This window comes from Brevibacillus sp. FSL K6-6036 (assembly GCF_037964015.1).
In the GTDB taxonomy this organism is placed as follows: domain Bacteria; phylum Bacillota; class Bacilli; order Brevibacillales; family Brevibacillaceae; genus Brevibacillus; species Brevibacillus borstelensis.
The window spans coordinates 2200513-2224097 of record NZ_CP150173.1; the positions used below are offsets into that span (position 1 = coordinate 2200513).

A 23585-nucleotide genomic window follows, 5' to 3' on the forward strand; every position below is an offset into this window, starting at 1 on the left:
AGAGGAGTTTGACAGATGACAACATATCAAGACGCAATCCGCTACATCGAACCAAAGCTGAGCGAGAAGCCTACCATTGGGCTTGTTCTCGGGTCTGGTCTGGGCGTACTGGCAGACGAGATCGAAAATCCGGTGATCATTCCGTATCATGAGATTCCTGGCTTCACGGTTTCTACCGTCGTCGGACACAAAGGCCAGCTTGTCATCGGCAAGCTGCAGGGCAAACAAGTGGTCGCGATGCAGGGCCGCTTCCATTACTACGAGGGACACGGGCTTGATGCGGTCGTCTTCCCGATCCGCGTCATGAAAATGCTCGGTGTTGAAACGATTATTGTTACGAATGCCGCAGGGGGCATTAATGAAAACTACCAGCCCGGAAACCTGATGCTGATTGCCGATCATATCAATATGACGTTCCGCAACCCGCTCATCGGACCAAACGACGAGCAATTGGGAGCGCGCTTCCCGGATATGTCAGAGGCGTATTCGAAGGCGCTGCGCGGATTGGCAAAAGAGGTAGCTGCCGAGCAAGGCATCGAGCTTCAGGAAGGGGTCTATGTCGGACTGCTCGGCCCATCCTACGAGACTCCGGCAGAAATCCGCATGCTGCGCATTCTCGGCGGAGATGCGGTCGGAATGTCGACAGTACCGGAAGTGATTGTGGCGAAACACATGAAAATGAACGTTCTCGGCATCTCCTGCATCAGCAACATGGCTGCCGGAATTCTGGAGCAACCGCTGTCTCACGAGGAAGTCATGGAAACGACGGAAAAAGTGAAAGCGCAGTTCCTGTCGCTGGTTAACGGCATTGTCGCAAAGCTGTAAGAGCGGTGGAAAGGAGGGTATGTTCATGCTTCATACCCTTCTTTCCTGTTGCTCCCTGGGCTTGGGGAAAGACTGTCTACGAGGTGAATAATCATGCGCATGGTCGATATCATTGCGAAAAAAAGAGATGGCCTGGAGCTTTCCAGCGAGGAAATTCAATTCCTGGTTAGCGGTTATACAGACGGAAGCATTCCGGATTATCAGATGTCCGCTTGGGCGATGGCAGTCCTGCTGCGCGGCATGACTCCGCGTGAAACGGGCGACCTGACGCTGGCTATGGCGGGTTCGGGCGAGCAGCTTGATTTGTCCTCTCTGAAAGGAATCAAAGTTGACAAGCACAGTACAGGCGGCGTTGGTGATAAAACGACGCTTGTTGTGGCTCCTCTCGTTGCCGCGGCCGGGATTCCCGTTGCCAAAATGTCAGGACGAGGCCTGGGGCACTCCGGAGGGACGATTGACAAGCTGGAGTCGTTTGCCGGCTTCCAGGTGGAACGGACGAGAGAACAATTTTTGCAGCAAGTACGGGAAATCGGCGTATCGGTGATCGGCCAATCGGGGAATCTGACCCCGGCAGACAAGAAGCTATATGCCTTGCGGGACGTGACCGCAACGGTAGAAGCGGTTCCGCTGATCGCGAGCTCCATCATGTCCAAAAAAATAGCGGCCGGGGCCGATGCGATCCTGCTGGACGTAAAGGTCGGCAAAGGCGCTTTCATGAAGACGCTGGAACAGGCGGAAACGCTTGCATCAGCCATGGTCCAAATCGGCACGCAGGTAGGAAGAAGGACGGTCGCAGTCATCAGTGATATGAATCAACCTCTCGGCTTTGCTGTGGGCAACGCATTAGAGGTCAAAGAAGCGATTGACACACTCGCTGGAAGAGGACCGAAGGATTTGACCGAGCTGGCGCTTGCGATCGGAGCGCATATGCTCGTACTCGGCGAGCTCGTGGCAGACGTCGAAGAGGGCCGAAAGCGCCTGGAAGAGATTATGGACAGCGGGAAAGCCGTGGAAAAGCTCGCCCAGATGATCGAGGCCCAGGGTGGTAACAAAGAGGATGTATACAACCCTGACCGACTGCCCAAGGCGTCTTTGACAGCCGAGGTGAAAGCGAGCCAGGACGGTTATATCTCTGCAATTGATGCGGAGACAGTCGGGCATGCGTCGGTAGTGTTGGGGGCGGGCAGACTGACCAAGGAAATGCCGATTGATCTGGCTGTCGGCATCGTGCTGGCCAAGAAGCGGGGCGATCAAGTGCGCAAGGGCGATGTACTGGCTACCGTACATGCCAATGACGAGAAATTGCTCAAGCAAGCGGTAGAAGAGTTGAAAGGCGCATATACTTATGATAGCGAGTCATTGATCGATCAACCATTAATTTACAAAATCATAACCGAATAGGTTTCCTGTAAAACAAATAACGTCGGACGAAATGTCCGGCGTTTGTTCTCCAGGAGATTTGCTGAAAACGCTTTCCCAAACTTTGGAAAATCGAGTGAAGACACTGGTTTATGCGCATTTCGAAGAGCAGGCCTCGAAAAAAGGCATCGTTCGGAAATAAATATGCTAGCATTCGATAAAAAATACGTCTTTCTCGATAAATTTTTATTGATTAATCAACTGAATTGCGGTTCAATAGAGTAAAAGATAGTAAGTGTGAAATGTTAAAAAATTATTTATTGTTCGGATTCACTTTATAATTTTTTATAATTCTACTTGTCAAATTTCGTTGACACCGCTATCATTTCGGATTATGTTTAAAGTGACAGGCAAATTGTAAAAGATTTTTGCGAATTTCGTAAAAAACCAATGGAGGTTCTTAAAAAATCGTATTTATGAAAAAGCTAGACCATGTTGATATGCAGATCTTGCAAATTTTACAAGAAGACGGCAGACGAGCATACACCGATATTGCTCATCAACTTGGCTTGAGCGAAGGGACCATCCGTTCACGGATTACACGCCTGTTACAAGATGGAGTGTTTCAGTTTGTTATTCACCCTGACCCAGAAAAGCTGGGCTTACATGTACAGGCGATCATCGGATTGACCACCAAGCTCGGGCTGCAAAACAGCGTCGCTGAGGAACTGAGCAAATTTCCGGAGGTACGCTTTGTAGGTGCATTCAGCGGCAAGCACGACTTGATCATTCAAGCGTGTTTCCATAATAATGAAGAATTGATCACCTTTGTCAACGAACGTCTCTCACAATGTGAAGGAATTCTGGCGGCGGATGTGTCGCTGGAGCTAAAACAATATAAAGATTCCTTCTCGTTCGTTCGTGATGAAGATGTGGCCATATAAGGAAAGGGGTTGGTAAGCGCCGGTAACAAAGAGGGGAAAAAACGGTTTTTTTCTTTCCTAATTTTCTGAAAACATACAAAAAAAGAAACAGACAAAAAAGACAATGACATTGGGGGTTATTGCGTTGAAAAAAAGCGTATTTGCTCTTGTCAGTTCCGTTGCCGTTCTCGGTACAGCATTGGCTGGTTGCGGTGGAGGCCAACAGGCTACTACCACAGAACAGAAGCCGGCTGAGAACACAGGCCAGACCCAACAGCCAGCAGCGGCGCCTGCGGAGAAAAAGCCACAAGTGCTGAAACTGAATCTCCATTCGGAACCACCAACGGCAGATCCGGGACTCTCCGAAGATACGACATCTGCCGCGATTATCCGCGCTACCTTTGACGGTCTCACCCGCATCGGTCCGGATAACAAGCCGCAGCCGTCTGTGGCTGAAAGCTACGAGCTTTCCGAGGACATGTTGACGTATACGTTCAAGCTGCGTGATACCAAATGGGCAAACGGTGAACCGTTGACGGCACATGACTTCGAATACGCATGGAAACGCGCTTTGGATCCAAATACGGCATCCAACTACGCTTATCAGCTATACTATGTAAAGAATGGTGAAGCCTACAACAAAGGCAAAGCAAGCCGCGACGAAGTCGGTGTGAAAGCACTTGACGACAAAACATTGGAAGTAAAACTGGAAAACCCGACTCCATTCTTCCTGGAGCTGACTGCATTCCCAACCTATTTCCCTGTTAACAAAGCCCTCCTTGAATCCAATCCGAAGTGGGCAGGGGAAGCAAAGACTCACTTGGGCAACGGTCCCTTCAAGATGGAGAGCTGGGAGCATAAGAGCAAGCTAGTGCTCGTCAAAAACGAAAATTACTGGGACAAAGATTCTGTAAAACTTGATCGCATCGAGTTTGCCATGGTAGAAGACGAGAACACCGAGCTGTCCATGTTTGAAAACGGCGAAATCGATTGGGCTGGTGCTCCGACAAGCGCATTGCCGACGGATGCCATCCCGGCTCTGAAAGAGCAGAACAAAATTACGACTCAGCCAATCGCGGGTACGTACTGGTATAAATTCAACGTAGAAAAACCGCCGTTTAATAATGTGAAAATTCGCAAGGCGTTCGCGTATGCTATCGATCGTCAGTCCCTGATTGACAATATCCTGCAAACTGGCCAAATTCCTGCCACAGGTGCAGTCCCGCCGTCCATGGCGCTGAAACCTGATGGCTACTTCAAGGACAATGATGTTGAAACAGCGAAAAAGCTGTTGGAAGAAGGCATGAAGGAGCTCGGCATTTCCAAGCTTCCGCCAATCACCCTGTCCTACAATACGTCTGAGGCCCACCAAAAAATCGCTGCGGCGATTCAAGACCAGTGGAAGAAAAATCTCGGCGTAGAAGTGAAGCTGGAAAACAAAGAATGGAAAGTCTACCTCGAAGACATGCACCAAGGAAACTTCCAGGTTGGCCGTATGGGATGGCTGGGTGACTTTAACGACCCTATCAACTTCCTCGAGCTGTACAGAGACAAGGATGGCGGAAACAACGACACGCGTTGGGAGCATCCAAAGTACAAGGAACTGTTGATCAAATCCAACACGGAAAGCGATCCGGAAGCACGCAAGAAGATTCTGGCAGAAGCGGAGCAAATCCTCATGGATGAAATGCCGATCATGCCGATCTACTTCTATACAAACTCCTGGGTGCAAAAGGAAAACGTCAAAGGCGTCGTTATCGGCGGTCTGGGCGATGTCGACTGGAAATGGGCTTCGGTAGAGTAATTTTGTTTTCCGCATTGGCATAAAGGAAATCGGTTTGCAGAGATAGGGTATATGGTCGTCCATATACCTTATCTTATGCCGACCGTTCCGATATATATAAAGATGGCGCATAGCCAACAGAAAAAGAGAGAGAAATCCGCAAGAGATTCGAACAACGGGGAATTATTTACACAGTCGATTTTTGCACTGGATCCAGAATGCTGCAGTGTAAAGATGGGACGTGAAAGCAAAAAAATTGTAAGGGGGTAAGTTTGTTGATCCGTTATCTTGGTAAGCGTATCATCTTCATGATTCTTTCGCTTTTCTTGATCGTAACGGCCACCTTCTTCATTATGAAAGCGGTGCCGGGCGGTCCATTCACTTCCGAAAAGAACGTACCAGATGAAATCAAGGCAGCTCTGGAAGCAAAGTACAAATTGAACCTGCCGCTCCACGAGCAGTATCTGGACTATCTGAAGGGTGTCATTACGTGGGATTTGGGCCCATCCTTTGTTGAGAAGTCTTCCACAGTAAATGACATGATCAGCCGGGGCTTCCCCGTATCCGCCCATTTAGGAGCACAGGCCTTGCTGCTCGCGATCTTCGGAGGGATCACGCTAGGCGTTGTCGCAGCGCTCAAGCACAATAAATGGCAGGACTACTCAGCCATGCTTATCGCCGTTCTCGGCCTGTCCGTCCCTGGATTTATTTTGGCATCATTTTATCAATATTTCTTTGCAATCAAATGGGGCATCTTTCCCATTGCAAAGTGGGAAGGTTTTGAATATACCGTACTGCCTTCCTTGGCTCTCGCCGCGATGCCGATCGCTTTCATCGCCCGTCTGACTCGTTCCAACATGCTGGAGGTTCTCGGGCAAGACTACATCAAAACGGCTAAAGCCAAAGGCTTGAATACAGTGACGATTACTGTCAAACACGCTATTCGCAACGCTCTTCTGCCTGTTATTACTTATCTCGGGCCGCTGCTTGCAAACATCCTCACCGGTGCATTCGTAATCGAGCGAATCTTCGGTATCCCTGGTTTGGGTCGCGAGTTCGTTATCTCGATTACAAACCGTGACTACACCGTTATTATGGGGACCACGGTGTTCTATGCGATCATTCTGGTTGTAGGAATTTTGCTGGTTGATATCGCTTATACGCTGGTTGACCCGCGGATCAAGCTAAGCGATGCAGGAAGGGAGTAATGATACATGCAACTGACGAAAGAGCATTTTGAGCCGATTTCTGTCGACCTTCGCCAGGCAGAATCCATTAAGCGCCCGAGCCTTTCCTTCTGGGCGGACGTATGGCGCCGATTGAAAATGAACAAGGTAGCGATGGCGTCCCTTGTCTTTATCTTGATTTTGGTCGCTTGTGCGATCCTGATTCCGATCCTTAGCTCCAATGACTATTTTACGACTGATTTGGCAGGTAAGAACAAAAAACCTTCTGCTGAACACTGGTTTGGTACCGATGACCTGGGTCGCGACGTCTTCGTCCGCGTATGGTACGGGGCACGCATTTCTTTGGAAGTAGGCTTCGCCGCAGCGTTTATCGACCTGATCATCGGCGTAATTTGGGGCGGTCTTGCTGGTTTCTACGGCGGTAAAGTCGATGAAATCATGATGCGTATTGCCGATATTCTGTATGCGATTCCTTATCTTCTGGTGGTTATTTTGCTCATGGTCGTCTTAGAGCCCGGGGTCGGGACGATTATTATCGCCTTAACGATAACGGGCTGGATTGGGATGGCGCGGATCGTCCGCGGTCAGATTCTCCAGTTGAAAGCGCAGGAGTTTGTATTGGCAGCCCGCTCTCTCGGTGCTGACAACAACCGTCTGATCTTCAAACACTTGATCCCGAACGCTTTGGGTCCGATCATCGTAACGCTCAGCTTGACTGTTCCATCTGCCATTTTTGCCGAGTCGTTCCTCTCCTTTATCGGTCTTGGGGTATCCGCTCCGGTAGCATCTTGGGGAACGATGTCCAACGAAGGTTTGTCGGCGATGAAATACTACCCGTGGCGCTTGATGTTCCCGGCTCTGTTCATCTCGATAACGATGTTGGCATTTAACTTGCTTGGCGACGGTCTGCGTGACGCCGTAGACCCACGCTTGCGGAAATAGGAGGGATCACAGTCATGGAAGAACGCATTCTCGAAGTAAAAGACCTGCACGTCTCCTTCCATACCTATGCGGGGGAAGTCAAAGCTGTACGCGGCGTCAATTTTCACGTGAAGCGCGGAGAAGCTGTTGCGATCGTAGGGGAGTCCGGCTGCGGCAAGTCTGTAACCGCCCAAACCTTGATGAAGCTTATCCCGATGCCGCCAGGCGAGATCAAAAAAGGCGAAATTCTCTTTAACGGAGTCAACCTTGTCAATAAATCAAACAAGGAAATGGAATCTATCCGCGGTAAAGATATCGGGATGATTTTCCAGGACCCGATGACTTCATTGAACCCGACTTTAACGATCGGCAACCAGATCATGGAGGGTTTGATCAAGCACCAGAACATGTCGCGTTCCGATGCCCGCAATCGTGCCATCGAACTGCTGACGTTGGTAGGAATTCCGCAACCGGAAAAACGTGTCGATCAATATCCGCACGAATTCTCCGGCGGGATGCGCCAGCGTGCGATGATTGCGATCGCGCTGGCTTGCTCTCCGCAGCTTCTGATCGCTGACGAGCCGACAACAGCGCTCGACGTGACGATTCAGGCGCAAATTCTGGATCTGATGAAAGAGCTGCAAAAGAAAATGAATACGTCGATTATCCTGATTACGCATGACCTTGGCGTCGTGGCTGAAATGTGCGATCGCGTCATCGTTATGTACGCAGGCAAGGTAATCGAGACCGGTACCGTAGACGATATCTTCTACAACCCGCAGCACCCTTACACAAAAGGCCTGCTGCGCTCGGTACCTCGACTGGACCTGAACCGCGACGAACCGCTCACTCCGATCTTTGGTACGCCGCCGGATCTGCTTCGTCCGCCGGTTGGATGCGGCTTTACCGCGCGTTGTGAATCAGCGATGCGCGTCTGCCAGGAGTACGATCCTGAATTGAATGACATTAGCTCGACACAGCGGGCTGCTTGCTGGCTCCAGCACCCGTTGGCACAGAATCGCGCAGGATCGTAAGAGGGGGGAGAAGACAAGTGGATAATCGTGATACATTGTTAGAAGTTCGCAACCTGAAAAAATTCTTCAAAATCGGCGACAATACGTTGAAAGCCGTGAACGACATTTCGTTCGAGATCAAGCGTGGGGAAACTCTCGGTGTGGTAGGGGAGTCCGGCTGCGGAAAATCGACAGCCGGGCGGACCATTCTCCGCTTGTATGATGCTACCGCAGGGGACGTCTTGTTTGAAGGCAAAAGCATCATGAAGCTGAACAACCAAGAGATGAAAGCCATGCGCCGCAACATGCAGATGATCTTCCAGGACCCGTATGCTTCCTTGAACCCGCGGATGACAGTCGGGGATATTATCGGAGAAGCTCTGGATATCCACGGTCTTGCCGCCGGACAAAAGCGCAAAGAGCGTATCCAGGAGCTGCTTTCGCTGGTCAGCTTGAACCCGGAGCATATGAACCGCTTTCCGCATGAGTTTTCCGGTGGTCAACGCCAGCGGATTGGTATTGCCCGTGCACTGGCGGTAGAGCCCAAGTTCATCGTTTGTGACGAACCGATCTCTGCCCTCGACGTTTCCGTACAAGCGCAGGTCGTAAACCTCCTGGAGCAGCTGCAGGAAAAAATGGGCCTTACCTACATGTTTATTGCCCACGATTTGTCGATGGTTAAATACATTTCCGACCGTGTAGCAGTTATGTACCTCGGAAAAATGGTAGAGCTTGCAGAGAGTGACAAGCTGTATGAAAAGCCGCTTCACCCATATACACAAGCGCTTCTGTCTGCTATCCCGATTCCTGATCCAGAGGTAGAGCGCCAGCGTGAGCGCATCGTTCTGCAAGGCGATGTTCCAAGTCCGATGAATCCTCCGAGCGGTTGCCACTTCCGCACGCGTTGCCCGAAAGCAATGCCCGAATGTGCTGCAGCTGAGCCCGTATGGAAAGAAGTAGAGCCTGGTCATTTCGCTGCCTGCCATTTGTACAACTAGATTACAGCGACAGGATTTCCACCATATGGGGAATCCTGTCTTTCCATCATGCGAGATACTGTGGCCTCCGCGAATGGATGGGGGAATCGCCCCATTCTTTGCGTCCGGGGCCTCTTTTCATTTTTCCATCTGAGTATTCAGGACGTCAAAAGAGAGAAGGGGGTAGTTACCATGCGGATATTCCGATTGCCGCGTTTTCGCCCAAAAAATCTGTCAGCACCGCAAAAGCTGGCTGACGTGGTTGGCAGTCTCAACAAGCAACTGCAGGGTTCCATGGCCAAAAAAATGATTACCTTTGGAATTATTCTTGTTATCGTGATCATTGGTGCATTGCAATACATAGCACTTTCTTTTTCCAAAAGCACGTTGATTGACATTACTTCCAACCAGGCGAAAATGCTGGCGGAGCAGTATGCCGAAAGCATGGAAGACTGGATCGATGACCTGAAAAGCTCGTCTCTGGAGACAGCGGCCAAAAGGGTCATGACCACGGATCTGGAGCCGCTCATTATGGAGCAGTTCCGGCTCTTGCGTCAAAGCCATAAAGAGGTCTCAAAAATATATTTGGTTGATCCCGGCACAGGCAAATCGTTGTATTCGTTGACCGGCAAAAATGAGATCGACTTCAAGCAGAAGCAATATGTGCAAAATGCGCTCTCTTCTGGGGGACCTGTTTTTTCTGATGAGGAAGTCGTACTTGGGGCGGAAAGAAGCTTCATTTACTTGGCTACTCCGGTAGGGGAGAAGAATAAAGACACCTCCCGCCTTCTCGTGGTTGGTTTTCAGATCGACCCAATCGTAAAAAAGGCAGAAGAAATTCCATTCATGCAAAACGGCTATGCGTATGTCGTTCGCAAGGATGGGTTGGTCGTTGCCCACAAGGACTCGGCGCAAAACAACAAGCTGTCGCTGGCAGAAAATGGGGATTATACAGAATTGCTTGCATTGGTGCAAAACGGCACAAGCCAGAGTCTGGAATATGAAGCGGATGGCGTGGATTCGTTTGCAGCCGTCGCTCCCATCGCCTCGCTGGGCTGGGCGCTTGTCCTGACGACAGCTTCCTCGGAGGTTTACGGCGAGTTGAATGGCATGGGAATTACATTCGGGCTGATCAGTATTCCCATCATCGCTGTGGCCGCCTTTTCCATCTGGTGGTTTGCACAGCGGATTCGCAAATCGCTCCTGGCGATCGCGCAAGACATGGAGAAAATCGGGTCCGGCCGTTTTGACGTGCAGGTGCAGGTAAAAGGAAAAGACGAGATTGCCATGGTCGGGCACAAGATGAACGAAATGGCGGGCGAGCTCAGAAAGCTCGTATCCCTTGTCCAGGGACAAGCGAATCGCCTGAACATCGCGGCGGAAGAGCTGAATCAATCGGCTCAGGAAAACACCGGCTCCATTCATTTTATTACGGAGAATATCTCTTCGATTTCCGAGAGAGTTTCGCAGCAGACAAAAGAGGTGCTTTCCGCTGCCACGACCGTTTCAGAAATTTCCCAAGGCGTCGAGCAGGTGGCGATTGCGGCAGAATCGACGACCAGGGCGACGAGTCGCACTTTTGAGCGAGCCCAGGACGGCATGAAGCTGGTCGAAAACGTCATCTCTACCGTCAGACAAGCAAATGGTGAAGTAGAGCGTACGGCCCAGCAAATGCATGGATTGCGAGAGCGGGCCAGACAGATCACAAGCATTGTCGAGATGATCAGCAGCATCGCCTCCCAGACGAACCTGCTTGCCTTAAATGCGGCAATTGAAGCTGCGAGAGCGGGCGAGGCCGGCAGAGGCTTCTCTGTTGTCGCCACCGAAGTGAGGAAATTGGCAGAGGAGAGCAGCTCCTTTTCTGAGCGGATCGCGTCGATCGCGCACTCGATCAACGACGAAGCCATGGATATGAGCAAGCATATGGATGAGATCGTCGCCATGGTCAGCACCGGTCTCCAGTCCGTCGAGACCGTAGGTACGGCCTTCCAGCATATCGTATCCGATATTCAATCTGCTGCAGAGCAGAGCGAATCCATGTCTGCCGCTTCTGAGGAGATGGCAGCAGGCAATCAGGTTGTCACAAGCTCGATGCAGCGTCTTTCCGAAGTATCGGATGAAATCAATCAATCACTGAGCGGCGTTGTGGCGACTGTCGACGAACAGCTGCAGTCCATTGCGCGAATCAGTGAAAATGTAGAAGAATTGAAAAAGCTTGCGGATGATTTGTCGGAAAATGTAAGCAAGTTTAAGATCTAGATGGGTAAAACACGTGAAACTCCCTCTGTTGTCAATTCGGAGGGAGTTTTTTTGCTGCTTACGGAGGCAGTTTTAATCTAACAAGGCAGCTTTTAATCGAACAAAGGCAGTTTTGTTTTTGAGAAGTAGCTGCCCCGGTTCGGCACGATTTTCTCTCAATCATATTTTTCAGAGTGCGAAAACCCCGTTTTTTTCTGTGAATATTTTCCTTTCTGTTTGGTGAGAATAGAACCATGAATGGAGGGAAGAGTTTGCTATGAAAAGGAGTCTGTATCTGAGCTTATGCTTCATCTTGTGCGTTGCGTTCTTTTCTCCGATAGCGACGGCAGCCAAGGAAAATACGCCGGCGAAAGACGGACAGATGAATTTTGCACCGCATGCAACCTCCGCCATATTGATGGAAGCGGATACGGGAACCGTCTTGTTCGAAAAAAACGCAAGCGAAAAGCTGCCTCCTGCTAGTATTACCAAGGTCATGACGCTTCTATTGATCATGGAAGCGCTGGAGCGCGGAGAAATCAAGCTGACGGACAAGGTTCGTACGAGCGAACGAGCTGCATCCATGGGTGGTTCGCAGATTTTTCTCCAGCCTGGCGAGGAAATGACGGTAGAAGACATGATCAAGGGGATCGCGATTGCCTCGGGGAATGACGCTTCCGTCGCGATGGCCGAGCATTTGGCGGGAACGGAAGAAGCGTTCGTAGCCAAAATGAATGAGCGGGCCAAGCAGCTTGGAATGAAGCAAACGCATTTCGTCAATTCCAACGGGTTGCCTGCACCGGAGCATGTCTCCTCCGCATTGGACATTGCAATTATGTCCCGCGAACTTTTGAAACATGAAGCGATTACCAAATATACAGGAATTTATCAGGACTATTTGCGAAAAGAAACGTCCAACCCGTTCTGGTTGGTGAATACGAACCGGCTCGTTCGCTTTTATGAAGGCGTAGATGGTCTGAAAACAGGCTATACAAGCGAAGCCAAATACTGTTTGACGGCTACGGCCAAACGAAATAACATGAGGGTCATTGCCGTCGTTATGGGCGAGCCCGATACAAAAACGAGAAACGCCGAAGTGTCGACACTGTTCAATTACGCTTTTGCTCATTATCAGGTAGCTCCCTTGTACAAAAAAGGGGAGGTTGTGCAAGGCTTGAGCGTGGACAAAGGAAGACAGCCAACGGTTAACGCGGTCACGCCGCACGCTGTCAGCCTGTTGATGAAGCGCGGGGAGTCTGCCGACCAATATGACCGCGAAGTCGTGTTGCAGTCTGACATCAGCGCTCCGCTCGATAAGAACCAAGTGATCGGACATATTTTTATCCGCACGAAAGACGGCAAGGAAGTAAACCGGATCGACCTGTTCCCGGAACAAACGGTCGACAAAGCAGGCATGTGGGAGATTCTCAAGCGGACAACGAGAAACGTATTGATTAGCTATTAACCTGACAGCGAGAACGCGAAAAGAATCGAGTTGCCTCGAATTGTACCATGTGGCCGCTCGATTTTTTTGTTCTTTTGTCGGCTGGCAGGAAATGGAACAGAGAGAGAAGAAATGAGAGTGTACTACGGGATGAAGGAGTGTTTCAGCCATGAGTCTACGCATCATCATGGAAACAAAACAGGACGTCTTGGTTGTCCGTTTGCAAGGAGAACTGGACCATCATACAGCAGAGGAATTGCGCGGGAAAGTAGACGACCTTTTGCGCCAATCGTCTATTCGCCATATCGTGCTCAGCCTGGCAGAGCTCTCATTTATGGACAGCTCCGGCATTGGAGTCATCCTGGGGCGGTACAAGCAGATTTCGGCTCGCTCCGGTGAAATGGTGGTGTGCTCGATCAATCCAACCATCTACCGGATTTTCGAGATGTCCGGGCTGTTTAAGGTGATCAAGTTTCGCGAGAACGAAGCGGAAGCACTGCACGTATTGGGGGTGGCGTAATGATGGCCAAACGCAATTTTATGAGCGTGGCGTTTGCTGCCGTAAGTCAGAATGAAGCGTTCGCCCGTGTCGCGGTTGCCTCGTTCATCTCTCAGCTTGACATCTCGGTTGAGGAACTGGAAGAGATCAAGACCGTTGTTTCGGAAGCAGTGACCAATTCCATCATCCACGGGTACGACGAAAACCCGGATGGTGTTGTCCGCATCTCGGTCAGCATCGATGAGGGTGTCGTGGAATTGGTAGTGGAGGATGAAGGCAAGGGAATCGAGGACGTCGACCAGGCAATGCAGCCGCTGTTCACCAGCAAGCCCGAGCTGGAGCGTTCGGGAATGGGCTTTACGATTATGGAAAATTTTATGGACTCGCTTGAAGTGGCAACTGCTGTCGGGAAAGGGACGACTGTCCGCCTGACAAAACGCCTTTCCTTTGCCAAAGCATTACAGAATTAGGAGTAGTGCCTATGGGTGCCGATATTAAAAACGCCAGTCAGCCGTTTCTTACCAACGACCAAGTAAAAGAACTGATTGCCCAGAGCCAGGATGGGGATGCACAAGCGCGAGAGCTGCTTGTAAACAGCAATATTCGGCTTGTCTGGTCAGTTGTTCAGCGTTTCATCAATCGTGGTTATGAAGCCGACGACCTGTTTCAGATCGGGTGTATCGGACTTTTGAAAGCCGTGGACAAGTTCGACCTGAATTACGATGTGAAGTTCTCCACGTATGCCGTTCCCATGATCATCGGTGAGATACAGCGCTTTTTGCGGGACGACGGCACTGTAAAAGTAAGCAGGTCGCTAAAGGAAACCGCAAACAGGGTAAGGCGGGCGAAAGACGAGCTGTACAAGCAGTTCGGACGGGCTCCTACGATCTCTGAAGTGGCGGAAGCGGTAGGAATTACACCGGAGGAAGTGGTGTTTGCCCAGGAGGCAAGCAGGGCCCCTTCGTCGATCCATGAAACTGTATTTGAAAATGATGGCGATCCGATTACACTGATTGACCAGATCGCAGATGAAAGTGTCAACAAATGGTTTGAAAAAATCGCGCTGAAGGATGCAATCAGCCGTTTGACAGAAAGAGAACAGCTGATTGTCTACTTGCGCTACTACAAGGATCAGACCCAATCAGAGGTGGCTGAGCGGCTGGGTATATCTCAGGTCCAGGTGTCCCGGTTGGAAAAGCGAATCCTGCAAACGATCAAAGACCAGATTGAGCATTAGCTCAGCCTGGTCTTTTCTTATGTGCATGGCTTTTGTCCACACGCACATACTAGCAGGACATAGTGTTTGAAAGGAGGGGGAGCAGATGAACCAGCCGCTGTTTCTCAAGCTGCGCAAACGGTTGGCTGTCAAGCCGAACGCGACGATTACGCTGGGAGATATTTGCCAGCTGTATTGGGATGGCGACCGTGAAAAAGCATTGGCCCGTCTGCCTGTCTATCAGGTGAAACCTGCTGATGGAAACCTCATTATCATTGATATTATGCAGGTCATCAAACAAATCCGGCGCGTGCACCCCGAGCTGGCATTGGAGGTACAGGGCGCGGCTCATATTGTCGTAGAAGTTTTGAACCCTCGCAAAAAGGCAAATCTCCTCATGGTTACACTGGTATGGGTCCTGCTCTTCGTCGGTGCCGGTCTTGCGATTATGAACTTCCACACGGACGTCAGCATGCTGCAGGTCCATCAGCGCATCCACTATTTGATCACCGGACAGGCAAGCGACCAGCCCCTTTGGTTGCAAATCCCTTATTCCATCGGGATTGGTCTGGGGATGATCCTGTTTTTCAACCATATTTTTCAGAAGCGAATCAACGAAGAACCCAGTCCGTTGGAGGTTGAGCTGTTCTTGTACCAGCAAAATCTCGATCAGTATTACATTCAGCATGAAAATAAGGAGAATGAGCGGATCAAGCCATGAGCAGCTTGTGGCAGCATATCTTGCTGGCAATCATCGGACTGGGTGGAGGGCTCGCTGTAGGCAGCGGGTTCGTTGCTTTTATTACGGTTCTGGACATTATCCCCCGGCTGGCTCAGCTCACCAACGCGCATCGCTACATACGAGCATTGGAATGGTCACTGGTTAGCGGCGCTCTGTTTTTTACGCTGGCCGATTTTTTTCAATGGGTGGCCGCATTGCCTATCTTGTTTACTTCTATCTACGGCGTATTTGCAGGTGTCTTCGTAGGCACATTGGCCGCCGGACTGACCGAAGCACTCAACGTCTTTCCGATCTTGGCAAAAAGGCTCAACATGGACTCGAAATTGATTTTCTTGTTGATGGCGATGGTTCTCGGGAAAATCATCGGATCTCTTCTTCAGTGGTGGCTGAAGCTTTGACCCGCCGACTGGTAAATTCAGCCATTCATAGAATGGAGACGAGGAGACAAGATATGGATATGTGAGTATGTTGACCAGACAGGACGAGTGGGAGGAACAAAGATGGCGACAAAATCGAAGTCCAATGGTTCGAATCAAATGACGAAGCAGCTCTATCAGCAGCAGGCGGCGAAGTACCAGCCAAAACGGAACGTCCTGCTCAATTCGATACGCGCTTTTTGGGTTGGGGGGGCCATCTGTCTGCTGGGCCAGGTGCTGCAAAACATCTATATCAACTTCTTCGGATTTTCGGAAAAGGCTGCGAGCAATCCTACCGTTGCCACGCTCATTTTCCTCTCTGTGCTTCTGACCGGACTAGGCATTTACGACAATATTGGACAGTACGCAGGTGCGGGCTCAGCGGTACCTGTCACCGGATTCGCCAACTCGATCGCTTCTGCAGCGATTGAGCATCGAAGCGAAGGATTCGTTCTTGGAGTAGGAGGAAATATGTTTAAGCTGGCCGGCTCCGTCATTGTTTTTGGCGTGGTCGCCGCTTTCATAGCCGGCGTGTTGAAAACGGTTTGGAAGATGATCGTGTGAGGGGAGCTGCTATGAATAATGGATCCAGCGATTTTCGGGTAAGCCGGCAGACCTGGCACTTCCCGAATGACGTCCGCATTCTATCAACAGCCACTGCTGTCGGTCCAAAAGAAGGGGAGGGACCTCTCGGAGCCTTGTTCGACAAGGTCTACGACGATATGTATGCCGGACAGGACTCGTGGGAGAACGCGGAAAGACAGCTGCTGGAGGATGCCGTTAATCTCGCTTTGGACAAAGCGAATCTGAGCGGACAGGACATTGACGTGTTTTTCGCCGGGGATTTGCTGAACCAAAACATTACGACCAGCTTTACTGCCGAGAAGGTGTCGATTCCGCTCATGGGCATGTACGGGGCTTGCTCGACTTCGATGCTCACCCTGGCCAATGCCGCTGCCCAGATCAACGCCGGGTATGCGAATAAAGCATTAGCCGCTTGCAGCAGCCACAATGCGACAGCCGAGCGGCAATACCGTTATCCAACCGAGTACGGCGGACAGAAGCCGCCATCGGCACAATGGACGGTGACAGGAGCGGGTGCTGCCGTTGTCGGTACTGGCGGGAGCGGGCCGCGGATTACGTACGCCACGATCGGCAAAGTCGTCGATATGGGGATTAAAGACCCATTTGACATGGGATCGGCGATGGCGCCTGCTGCAGCATCTACCTTGCAGACACATTTCAAGGATACCGGCCGCAATCCGAATGATTACGATTTGATTGTAACAGGAGATCTCGCAGCCGTCGGATTTCCCATCCTCAAGGACCTGATGAAAATGGATGGGTACGATTTGGACCGGGTTTACAACGACTGCGGTCTGATGGTGTACTCGCCGGATCAGGAGGTTTTTGCCGGCGGCAGCGGATGTGCCAGCAGTGCAGTAGTGACGTACAGCTATATCATGGACCAGTTGAACAAAGGAAAGCTAAACAAGGTTTTGGTATGTGCAACTGGTGCATTGCTAAGCCCGGTCAGCTATCAGCAGGGCAACTCCATTCCCTGCATAGCCCATGCGGTTTCGATAGAAGGAGGAGGAAGCTGATGGAATATGTGATCGCCTTTGTTGTTGGCGGATTGATTTGCGTGATCGGTCAGTTGTTGCTGGACGTGGCGAAGCTGACCCCCGCCCACGTGATGAGCACGCTGGTCGTCGCCGGGGTTGCGCTCGATTTTATTGGCGTCTATGACAAGTTGATTGATTTTGCCGGTGCGGGAGCGACTGTTCCGATCACCAGCTTCGGCCATTCCCTATACCATGGCGCCATATCGGAAGCGGAGCAGCACGGCCTGATCGGAGTCGTTACGGGAATCTTTGAAGTTACGAGTGCGGGCATCTCCGCCGCTATCGCGTTCGGGTTCCTGGCGTCGCTAGTCTTTAAACCAAAGGGATGATCCCCCCCGTGAAGAGGAAGGGGAGAGGTGCATGCCAGAAAAGCGACGGAAGGTCATTCTGATCACAGACGGTGATCATGTAGCGCAAAGAGTGGTAGAAATGATAGCCAGAAAGATTGGGGGACGAGCGGTTTCGTTGTCGGCGGGGAATCCGACGCCGCTGAGCGGAAGCCAAATGGTCGAGCTGATCAAAATGACGCCGCAAGACCCCGTTCTGATCATGTTTGACGACAACGGAGACAGGGGTCGGGGCCGCGGAGAGCAGGCAATCGAATACGTTGTCAAACATCCCGATATCGAAGTGCTGGGTGCGATTGCAGTGGCATCCAATACAAAGTGGGTGAACGGGGCTGCGGTCAAGGTTTCCGTGGACAACCTCGGCCGGATTGTCAATGAGGCTGTTGACAAACACGGTTATGCGGAAACAGAGCTGGAGAACCGAATCTACGGAGATACCGTCGATATCCTGAACAAGCTTAATGTGCCCAATATCATCGGAATCGGCGATATTGGAAAAATGCAAGGGAGGGACAGCTTGCGCAATGGTTGCCCGATTACCATGGCTGCAGTGAATTGGATATTGGAAAGGAGCGGGTTCCATGCCGGAAACCAAGAGTGAGAAGAAGCGGCTGATCGTGGAAGATCTGGATGAAAACAAGGAATACCTAAACGACAAGCTTGGCATTGGAGTTAGCTTTGACGTCGGGGTTCACGAATTTACAGTTGGCCGGACTCGCATTTTGTTGTACTACATCAATGGCTTTGCGAGCGACAACATCATTACGCAGGTTCTCCGGGATTTGAATGACTTGCGGGAGAGAGAGCTGCCTGCCGATGTTTTTGAGCACTTGTACCACAGATATATTCCTTACTTTCAAATGGCCAAGGTGGCAACGGCAAATGAGTTCATCGATAAACTGCTCGTCGGTCAGGTCGGACTCGTCATCGAAGGTTCACACAATGCCATCATCATGGACGCAAAAGTGTTGCCGACACGCTCGCCAGAGGAGCCGGATACGGAACGGATTGTACGCGGTGCGCATGACGGTTTTACCGAAACGCTTGTGCTCAACACCGTACTGACACGCAGGCGTATCCGGGATGAACGCTTGCGGTTTGAGATCATGCAAATCGGAGAAAGGACAAAAACGGATGTAGCCATCGCCTATATCAAGGGTGTGGCCAATACAGAGCTGATTGATAAATTAAAACACCGGCTGCAAAATATCCAGATTGACGGCATCCCGATGGCCGAGAAGACGGTGGAAGAGTTCATCATCGGCAAGACCTTTAATCCGTTTCCGCTCGTACGCTATACGGAGAGGCCGGATGTGGCCGCCGTCCATTTGCTGGAAGGGCATGTGCTGATCTACGTGGATACCTCGCCGAGTGTCATGATTACACCGGCCACGTATTTTCACCATGTACAGCACGCAGAAGAATACAGACAGACCCCCGTCGTTGGAGCGTACCTTCGCTGGGTGCGTTTCTTTGGCATCTTTGCTTCGGTATTTTTGCTCCCCGTCTGGCTGTTGTTGGCCATGCATCCATCGCTCATCCCCGAACCGCTGCATTTCATCGGGATCAAGGACAAAGGGAGCATACCGCTGCTGGCACAATTTTTGATGGCGGAGGTTGGACTTGATCTGATGAGGATGGCTGCCATCCATACGCCTTCCCCTCTGTCAATCGCGATGGGTCTGCTGGCTGCGATCTTGGTCGGGGATGTCGCCATCGACGTCGGGCTGTTTGCCCCTGAAGTCATTTTGTACCTGGCCGTCGCAGCTGTCGGTATGTTCGCGACTCCCAGCTACGAGCTGAGCTTGGCAAATCGGCTGGTACGGATATTCTTGATCCTGATGGTCGGATTTTTCTCGACTGCGGGTCTGATGATCGGCTTGCTTGTCGTTCTCATCGGTCTCGCTGTGACACGCTCTCTCGATACGCCGTATCTGTGGCCGTTCATTCCCTTCAACTTTAAAGCCATGAAGGATATCTTGGTGAGGATGGCTGTCCCGATGAAAAACAGACGGCCGAGCATTGTCCGTTCACCCAACTCTTCCCGGCAATAAATATTCTGACAATGAAGGCTTCACCCATTGTCAAATGCGCTTTATTATAGTAAATTGATTGATAAGCCAAAGCAGGTAGAGGTGGCAACTGTAAGGTCATACAGTTGCCTTTCTATATAGAGAAGCGGCGCTACACGAACATTTATCCAGCAGCGTATCGGGGAGGATTTGGGGATGTATCTACACGGAACTAGTCGAGTCAATGAGAAGGGCCACTTGGAAATTGGAGGTTGCGACGTCACGGATTTGGCTGCTGAGTATGGAACGCCTTTATACGTGTACGATGAAGCGCTGATTCGCAGCAAGTGTCGAGCCTTCGTGGACGCTTTTCGCGAATCGGGATTTTCATTTCAAGTAGCATACGCCAGCAAAGCGTTTTGTACGATGGCGATGTGCAAGCTGATTGAAGAGGAAGGGCTGTCCCTTGACGTCGTGTCGGGGGGAGAATTGTTCACGGCTCTCCAGGCTGGCTTCCCAGTGGAGCGTATCCACTTTCATGGCAATAACAAGTCCATAGAAGAAATAGAGATGGCTCTGGATGCCCGGATCGGCTGCTTTGTCGTTGACAACTTTTATGAGCTTTCGCTGCTGGCCCAGCTCGGCGAGGAAAGACAGGAGAAGGTAGCTGTACTGCTGCGCGTGACGCCAGGCGTAGAGGCGCATACGCATGAGTACATCTCCACTGGGCAGCAGGATTCGAAATTCGGGTTTGACGTAAAGAGCGGGCAGGCTTTGGAAGCGATCCGCCAGGCGAACGAAAGCAAGTGGCTGCATCTGCTCGGTGTCCACAGCCATATCGGTTCGCAGATTTTTGAAACAGACGGATTTTTGGTCGCGATCAAACGTTTGGTGGAATTGCTTGAAGAGGCCAAAGAAAAATTCGGTTTTATTTCCCAAGTGCTGAATGTCGGCGGCGGGTTTGGCATTCGTTATGTAGAAGGCGATACACCGCTGGCGCCGGGCGATTATGTCAAAGCGATCACGGCTGCGGTTCGGGCCGAGCTTTCCGACCGGCAAATGCCGCTGCCTGAGCTGTGGATTGAGCCGGGCCGAAGCATTATCGGCGATGCAGGAACCACTTTGTATCACATCGGGTCCCAAAAGGAAATTCCCAATGTTCGCAAGTACGTCGCTGTCAATGGCGGGATGACCGACAACCTGAGACCGGCTCTCTACCAGGCCCAGTATGAAGCAGCAATTGCCAATCGGATGAACGAGGCTGACACGGAAACGGTCTCCATCGCGGGAAAGTGCTGCGAAACCGGCGACATGCTCATCAGGGACATTGCCTTGCCTCGAGCGAAAGCCGGCGACATTTTGGCTGTCAGCAGCACAGGCGCATACGGCTACGCCATGTCCAACAATTACAATCGCATTCCGCGCCCCGCCGTTGTCTTTGTTCATGACGGTACGGCGGAACTGGTCGTAAAACGAGAAACATTTGCTGATGTAGTAAGTCAGGACGTACTGCCCAAAGGCTCGAAAGTGTTGCGCTAACCGATATCAGTCCAAGACCTTCCCTCTTGTACAGGGGAAGGTCTTTTCTATTCGTCCTCTGATCCATTCGTTCTCAAGACTGCTGCATTTATAAAATGTTCATTAACTCTTTACATGGCCTTAAGAGTCCCTTGTCATAATGAGGGGGCGAGGAGGCAAGAGCCATGATGTGGTCTAAATTGCGAAAGCGATTCCGCCGATTTTCCGTCTTCGCTCTGGACAAACGTCGAACGATCACGTCGATGATTGCCGAGGAAGTGGGCAACGGTGCGACGGTCGTCCTGTTTTACGTAGACATCGTCAAATTGACGGACATCGAAAATCGCTATGGGGATTTGATCGCGAAAAGAGTGCTGCATATATTTGAGCGGACGCTGCCCACGGTCTGCCAGGATGTACTGGAGATCAAGGGGCGGGTATTAGCCATTCAAAAGCTGTGGGGAGACGATTTTGCCATCTATGTTTCCTTTCCGAAAGGCTCCCATGAGGAGGAATGCCGGCTTCTCTCGATCAGCTTTCAGGAGCAGGCCGAATTGCAGCTCAATCGGCATGTGAGCTTTGTCAACCGGGAGGACCTGCGGGTGCATATCGGCTATGCGGCATTTCCTGGCCAGGACGTCGTCAAAGAGATGTACACGTCTGTCAAGCATGCCGTCCACATGGCGAAATACGGGATTTCTTCTGAGAAGTATACATTCGTGACACAGTACCACAAGCTGCTGCAGGATGAAGACATTCACACGCAGTTCATGCCGATCGTCGACCTGCGGGACGGCATGCCGCTCGGGTGGGAGGCTTTGGCCAGAGGACCGGAGAACACGCCTTTTTTCTCTCCCGCTGCCTTGTTTGGCTATGCCGAGGAGACGGATACCGTGTTTCGGCTGGAGCATATTTGCAGGAAGCGGGCATTGGAGCATCTCCGATATCTAAAGCCGCACCAAAAGATGTTTATCAACATTGATCCGAGAGCGATTGACGACCCGTATTTATTGCGCGGGGACCTGATCAAGCTGCTGGAGCAGACCAAGCTGAATCCGCATAATATCGTACTTGAGATTACCGAGCGGCATGCCATCAGCAATTACAGCGTCTTTCGCAAAATTATCGAGGAATACCGGAAAAAGGGGTATCTGGTGGCGGTCGACGACGCCGGAGCGGGCTATTCCAGTCTGGAATCCATCACCGAAATCTATCCCGATTTCATCAAGCTGGATATGTCGCTCATCCGCAATATTGACGTCGATCCGATCAAACAGGCGCTGCTGGAAACGATTGTGCAATTCGCTGAAAAGGTGAAGTGCAAAATCATCGCCGAAGGCATCGAGACGGAACGGGAGCTGGAGTCGCTGATGGAGCTGGGGGTTACATACGGACAAGGCTTCTATCTCGGATCTCCGGCAAAAGGGATGGCACACATCTCGGGCCAGGCCATGAATTTTCTTCGCCGTGTCCGCGAAGCAAGCGCCAAAACAGATCGGGAGCCGCGAATTCACGCCCCCGTCATGACTGACATTGTGACCAAGACGATCTGTGTGGGAAAACAGACAAAAGTGCGTCAGGTCCATCAAATCTTTGAACAGAACCAGCGAATCGAAAGTGTCGTCGTGCTGGAAGAAGGCAAACCGATCGGGCTGGTGATGCGATTTCAGCTCTATCAAATTTTGGGAGGGCAATACGGGATCGCACTTTACTATGAACGGCCGATTTCGCAAATCATGAATAAGAATCCGCTCACGGTCAAAAAAGACGACCAGATAGATGAGGTGTCCAAAAGGGCAATGGCCCGGGATGCCTATCACCTCTACGACGTCGTGGTGATCACCGGTGACAATGGGGAATACATCGGAATAATTACGGTTCAGAGCTTGCTTGATAAAATGGCGTCCATCAAGCTCGAGATGGCCAGCTCTGCCAATCCGTTGACAGGGCTGCCGGGAAACGTCCAGATCGAACGGGAGCTGCAGGCGAGGATCAAAAGAAGCGAGCAGCAGGTCGTCATTTACTGTGATCTGGACAGGTTCAAATGGTTCAATGATCGCTACGGGTTTGAAGTGGGCGATCAAATTATCGTGAGAACGGCCAGACTGTTAAAGGAAGCGGTGCAGCACTATGGCAATGAGCGCGATTTTCTCGGACACATCGGCGGGGATGATTTCATCGTCATGACAACGCCAAATTGTCTGGATGCGATGACTGCTTTCATAATCCAGGCGTTTTCATCCTATTTCTTAGATATTTATCACAGGCGCAATCTCACAGACGCGAATGGACTGTCGATGTCGATGGCAGGTGTGCGGCTTTCACCAGGACGATTTGGCAGTGTCGAGGAGCTCGCCCAGCAAGCCGCTGCGATGAAAAAAATCGCCAAAAGCATTCCGGGAACCGTATTTGTCGCCGACAAAGCGGAGGAGCACGGGGTCAGTTTTTCTGACGCAGTCCGGGAGTGTTAAGGCATTCTGTCGGATATTCGAACTGCTTGCTTGTCCGCGGTGTGTCAGGGAAATAAGCGTGTCACTGCG

22 protein-coding genes are annotated in these 23585 nt (G+C 51.1%); all 22 read left to right on the forward strand.

Annotated elements, in window-relative coordinates:
- Window positions 1-15: 15 nt before the first annotated feature.
- Complete coding sequence (locus NST37_RS11005) at window positions 16-825, forward strand: purine-nucleoside phosphorylase (protein ID WP_003387199.1); 810 nt, start codon at window positions 16-18, stop codon at window positions 823-825.
- A gap of 93 nt (window positions 826-918) precedes the next feature.
- A complete protein-coding gene (locus NST37_RS11010; protein WP_243014076.1) occupies window positions 919-2226 on the forward strand; it encodes a pyrimidine-nucleoside phosphorylase in 1308 nt (435 codons plus the stop codon).
- Window positions 2227-2660: 434 nt separating this feature from the next.
- The gene (locus NST37_RS11015; RefSeq protein WP_003387197.1) at window positions 2661-3128 is read left to right on the forward strand and encodes an Lrp/AsnC family transcriptional regulator; all 468 of its coding nucleotides are present in this window, start codon (window positions 2661-2663) and stop codon (window positions 3126-3128) included.
- A gap of 124 nt (window positions 3129-3252) precedes the next feature.
- On the forward strand, window positions 3253-4911 hold the full coding sequence (locus NST37_RS11020) for a peptide ABC transporter substrate-binding protein (protein WP_003387196.1): 1659 nt from the start codon (window positions 3253-3255) through the stop codon (window positions 4909-4911).
- A 254-nt stretch (window positions 4912-5165) separates the two neighbouring features.
- Window positions 5166-6098, forward strand: coding sequence for an ABC transporter permease (locus NST37_RS11025; RefSeq protein ID WP_003387195.1), 933 nt, complete (start codon window positions 5166-5168; stop codon window positions 6096-6098).
- A gap of 6 nt (window positions 6099-6104) precedes the next feature.
- A complete protein-coding gene (locus NST37_RS11030; protein ID WP_003387194.1) occupies window positions 6105-7019 on the forward strand; it encodes an ABC transporter permease in 915 nt (304 codons plus the stop codon).
- Between the two features lie 14 nt (window positions 7020-7033).
- On the forward strand, window positions 7034-8032 hold the full coding sequence (locus NST37_RS11035; protein ID WP_003387193.1) for an ABC transporter ATP-binding protein: 999 nt from the start codon (window positions 7034-7036) through the stop codon (window positions 8030-8032).
- 17 nt (window positions 8033-8049) lie between these two features.
- Window positions 8050-9009 carry an oligopeptide/dipeptide ABC transporter ATP-binding protein gene (locus NST37_RS11040; protein ID WP_003387192.1) on the forward strand — a complete coding sequence of 320 codons (960 nt, stop codon included), beginning with the start codon at window positions 8050-8052 and terminating at the stop codon, window positions 9007-9009.
- 171 nt (window positions 9010-9180) lie between these two features.
- The gene (locus tag NST37_RS11045; protein WP_003387191.1) at window positions 9181-11247 is read left to right on the forward strand and encodes a methyl-accepting chemotaxis protein; all 2067 of its coding nucleotides are present in this window, start codon (window positions 9181-9183) and stop codon (window positions 11245-11247) included.
- Window positions 11248-11503: 256 nt separating this feature from the next.
- The gene (locus NST37_RS11050; protein WP_003387190.1) at window positions 11504-12691 is read left to right on the forward strand and encodes a D-alanyl-D-alanine carboxypeptidase family protein; all 1188 of its coding nucleotides are present in this window, start codon (window positions 11504-11506) and stop codon (window positions 12689-12691) included.
- Between the two features lie 148 nt (window positions 12692-12839).
- Window positions 12840-13190, forward strand: coding sequence for an anti-sigma F factor antagonist (gene spoIIAA, locus NST37_RS11055; protein ID WP_003387189.1), 351 nt, complete (start codon window positions 12840-12842; stop codon window positions 13188-13190).
- Complete coding sequence (spoIIAB, locus tag NST37_RS11060; RefSeq protein WP_003387188.1) at window positions 13190-13639, forward strand: anti-sigma F factor; 450 nt, start codon at window positions 13190-13192, stop codon at window positions 13637-13639. The genes spoIIAA and spoIIAB overlap by 1 nt, the downstream gene beginning before the upstream one ends.
- An 11-nt stretch (window positions 13640-13650) precedes the next feature.
- Complete coding sequence (sigF, locus tag NST37_RS11065; RefSeq protein ID WP_003387187.1) at window positions 13651-14406, forward strand: RNA polymerase sporulation sigma factor SigF; 756 nt, start codon at window positions 13651-13653, stop codon at window positions 14404-14406.
- Window positions 14407-14491: 85 nt separating this feature from the next.
- Window positions 14492-15106 (forward strand): stage V sporulation protein AA, encoded by a 615-nt coding sequence (locus NST37_RS11070; RefSeq protein ID WP_003387186.1) that lies wholly within the window; start codon window positions 14492-14494, stop codon window positions 15104-15106.
- Window positions 15103-15525 (forward strand): stage V sporulation protein AB, encoded by a 423-nt coding sequence (locus NST37_RS11075; RefSeq protein WP_003387185.1) that lies wholly within the window; start codon window positions 15103-15105, stop codon window positions 15523-15525. The genes NST37_RS11070 and NST37_RS11075 overlap by 4 nt, the downstream gene beginning before the upstream one ends.
- 102 nt (window positions 15526-15627) lie before the next feature.
- The gene (gene spoVAC, locus NST37_RS11080; RefSeq protein ID WP_003387184.1) at window positions 15628-16107 is read left to right on the forward strand and encodes a stage V sporulation protein AC; all 480 of its coding nucleotides are present in this window, start codon (window positions 15628-15630) and stop codon (window positions 16105-16107) included.
- A gap of 11 nt (window positions 16108-16118) precedes the next feature.
- On the forward strand, window positions 16119-17147 hold the full coding sequence (gene spoVAD / locus NST37_RS11085) for a stage V sporulation protein AD (protein WP_003387183.1): 1029 nt from the start codon (window positions 16119-16121) through the stop codon (window positions 17145-17147).
- Complete coding sequence (gene spoVAE / locus NST37_RS11090) at window positions 17147-17497, forward strand: stage V sporulation protein AE (RefSeq protein ID WP_003387182.1); 351 nt, start codon at window positions 17147-17149, stop codon at window positions 17495-17497. Before spoVAD ends, spoVAE begins: the two co-directional genes overlap by 1 nt.
- Window positions 17498-17528: 31 nt before the next feature.
- Entirely contained in the window at window positions 17529-18116 is a 588-nt protein-coding gene (locus NST37_RS11095; RefSeq protein WP_003387181.1) for a stage V sporulation protein AE, read from the forward strand.
- Window positions 18097-19569, forward strand: a complete 1473-nt coding sequence (locus tag NST37_RS11100) for a spore germination protein (RefSeq protein ID WP_003387176.1) — start codon at window positions 18097-18099, stop codon at window positions 19567-19569. Before NST37_RS11095 ends, NST37_RS11100 begins: the two co-directional genes overlap by 20 nt.
- Window positions 19570-19743: 174 nt before the next feature.
- Window positions 19744-21066, forward strand: coding sequence for a diaminopimelate decarboxylase (gene lysA, locus NST37_RS11105; protein WP_003387175.1), 1323 nt, complete (start codon window positions 19744-19746; stop codon window positions 21064-21066).
- Window positions 21067-21233: 167 nt separating this feature from the next.
- Entirely contained in the window at window positions 21234-23516 is a 2283-nt protein-coding gene (locus tag NST37_RS11110; protein WP_339186779.1) for a GGDEF domain-containing protein, read from the forward strand.
- The last annotated feature ends 69 nt before the right edge of the window (window positions 23517-23585 follow it).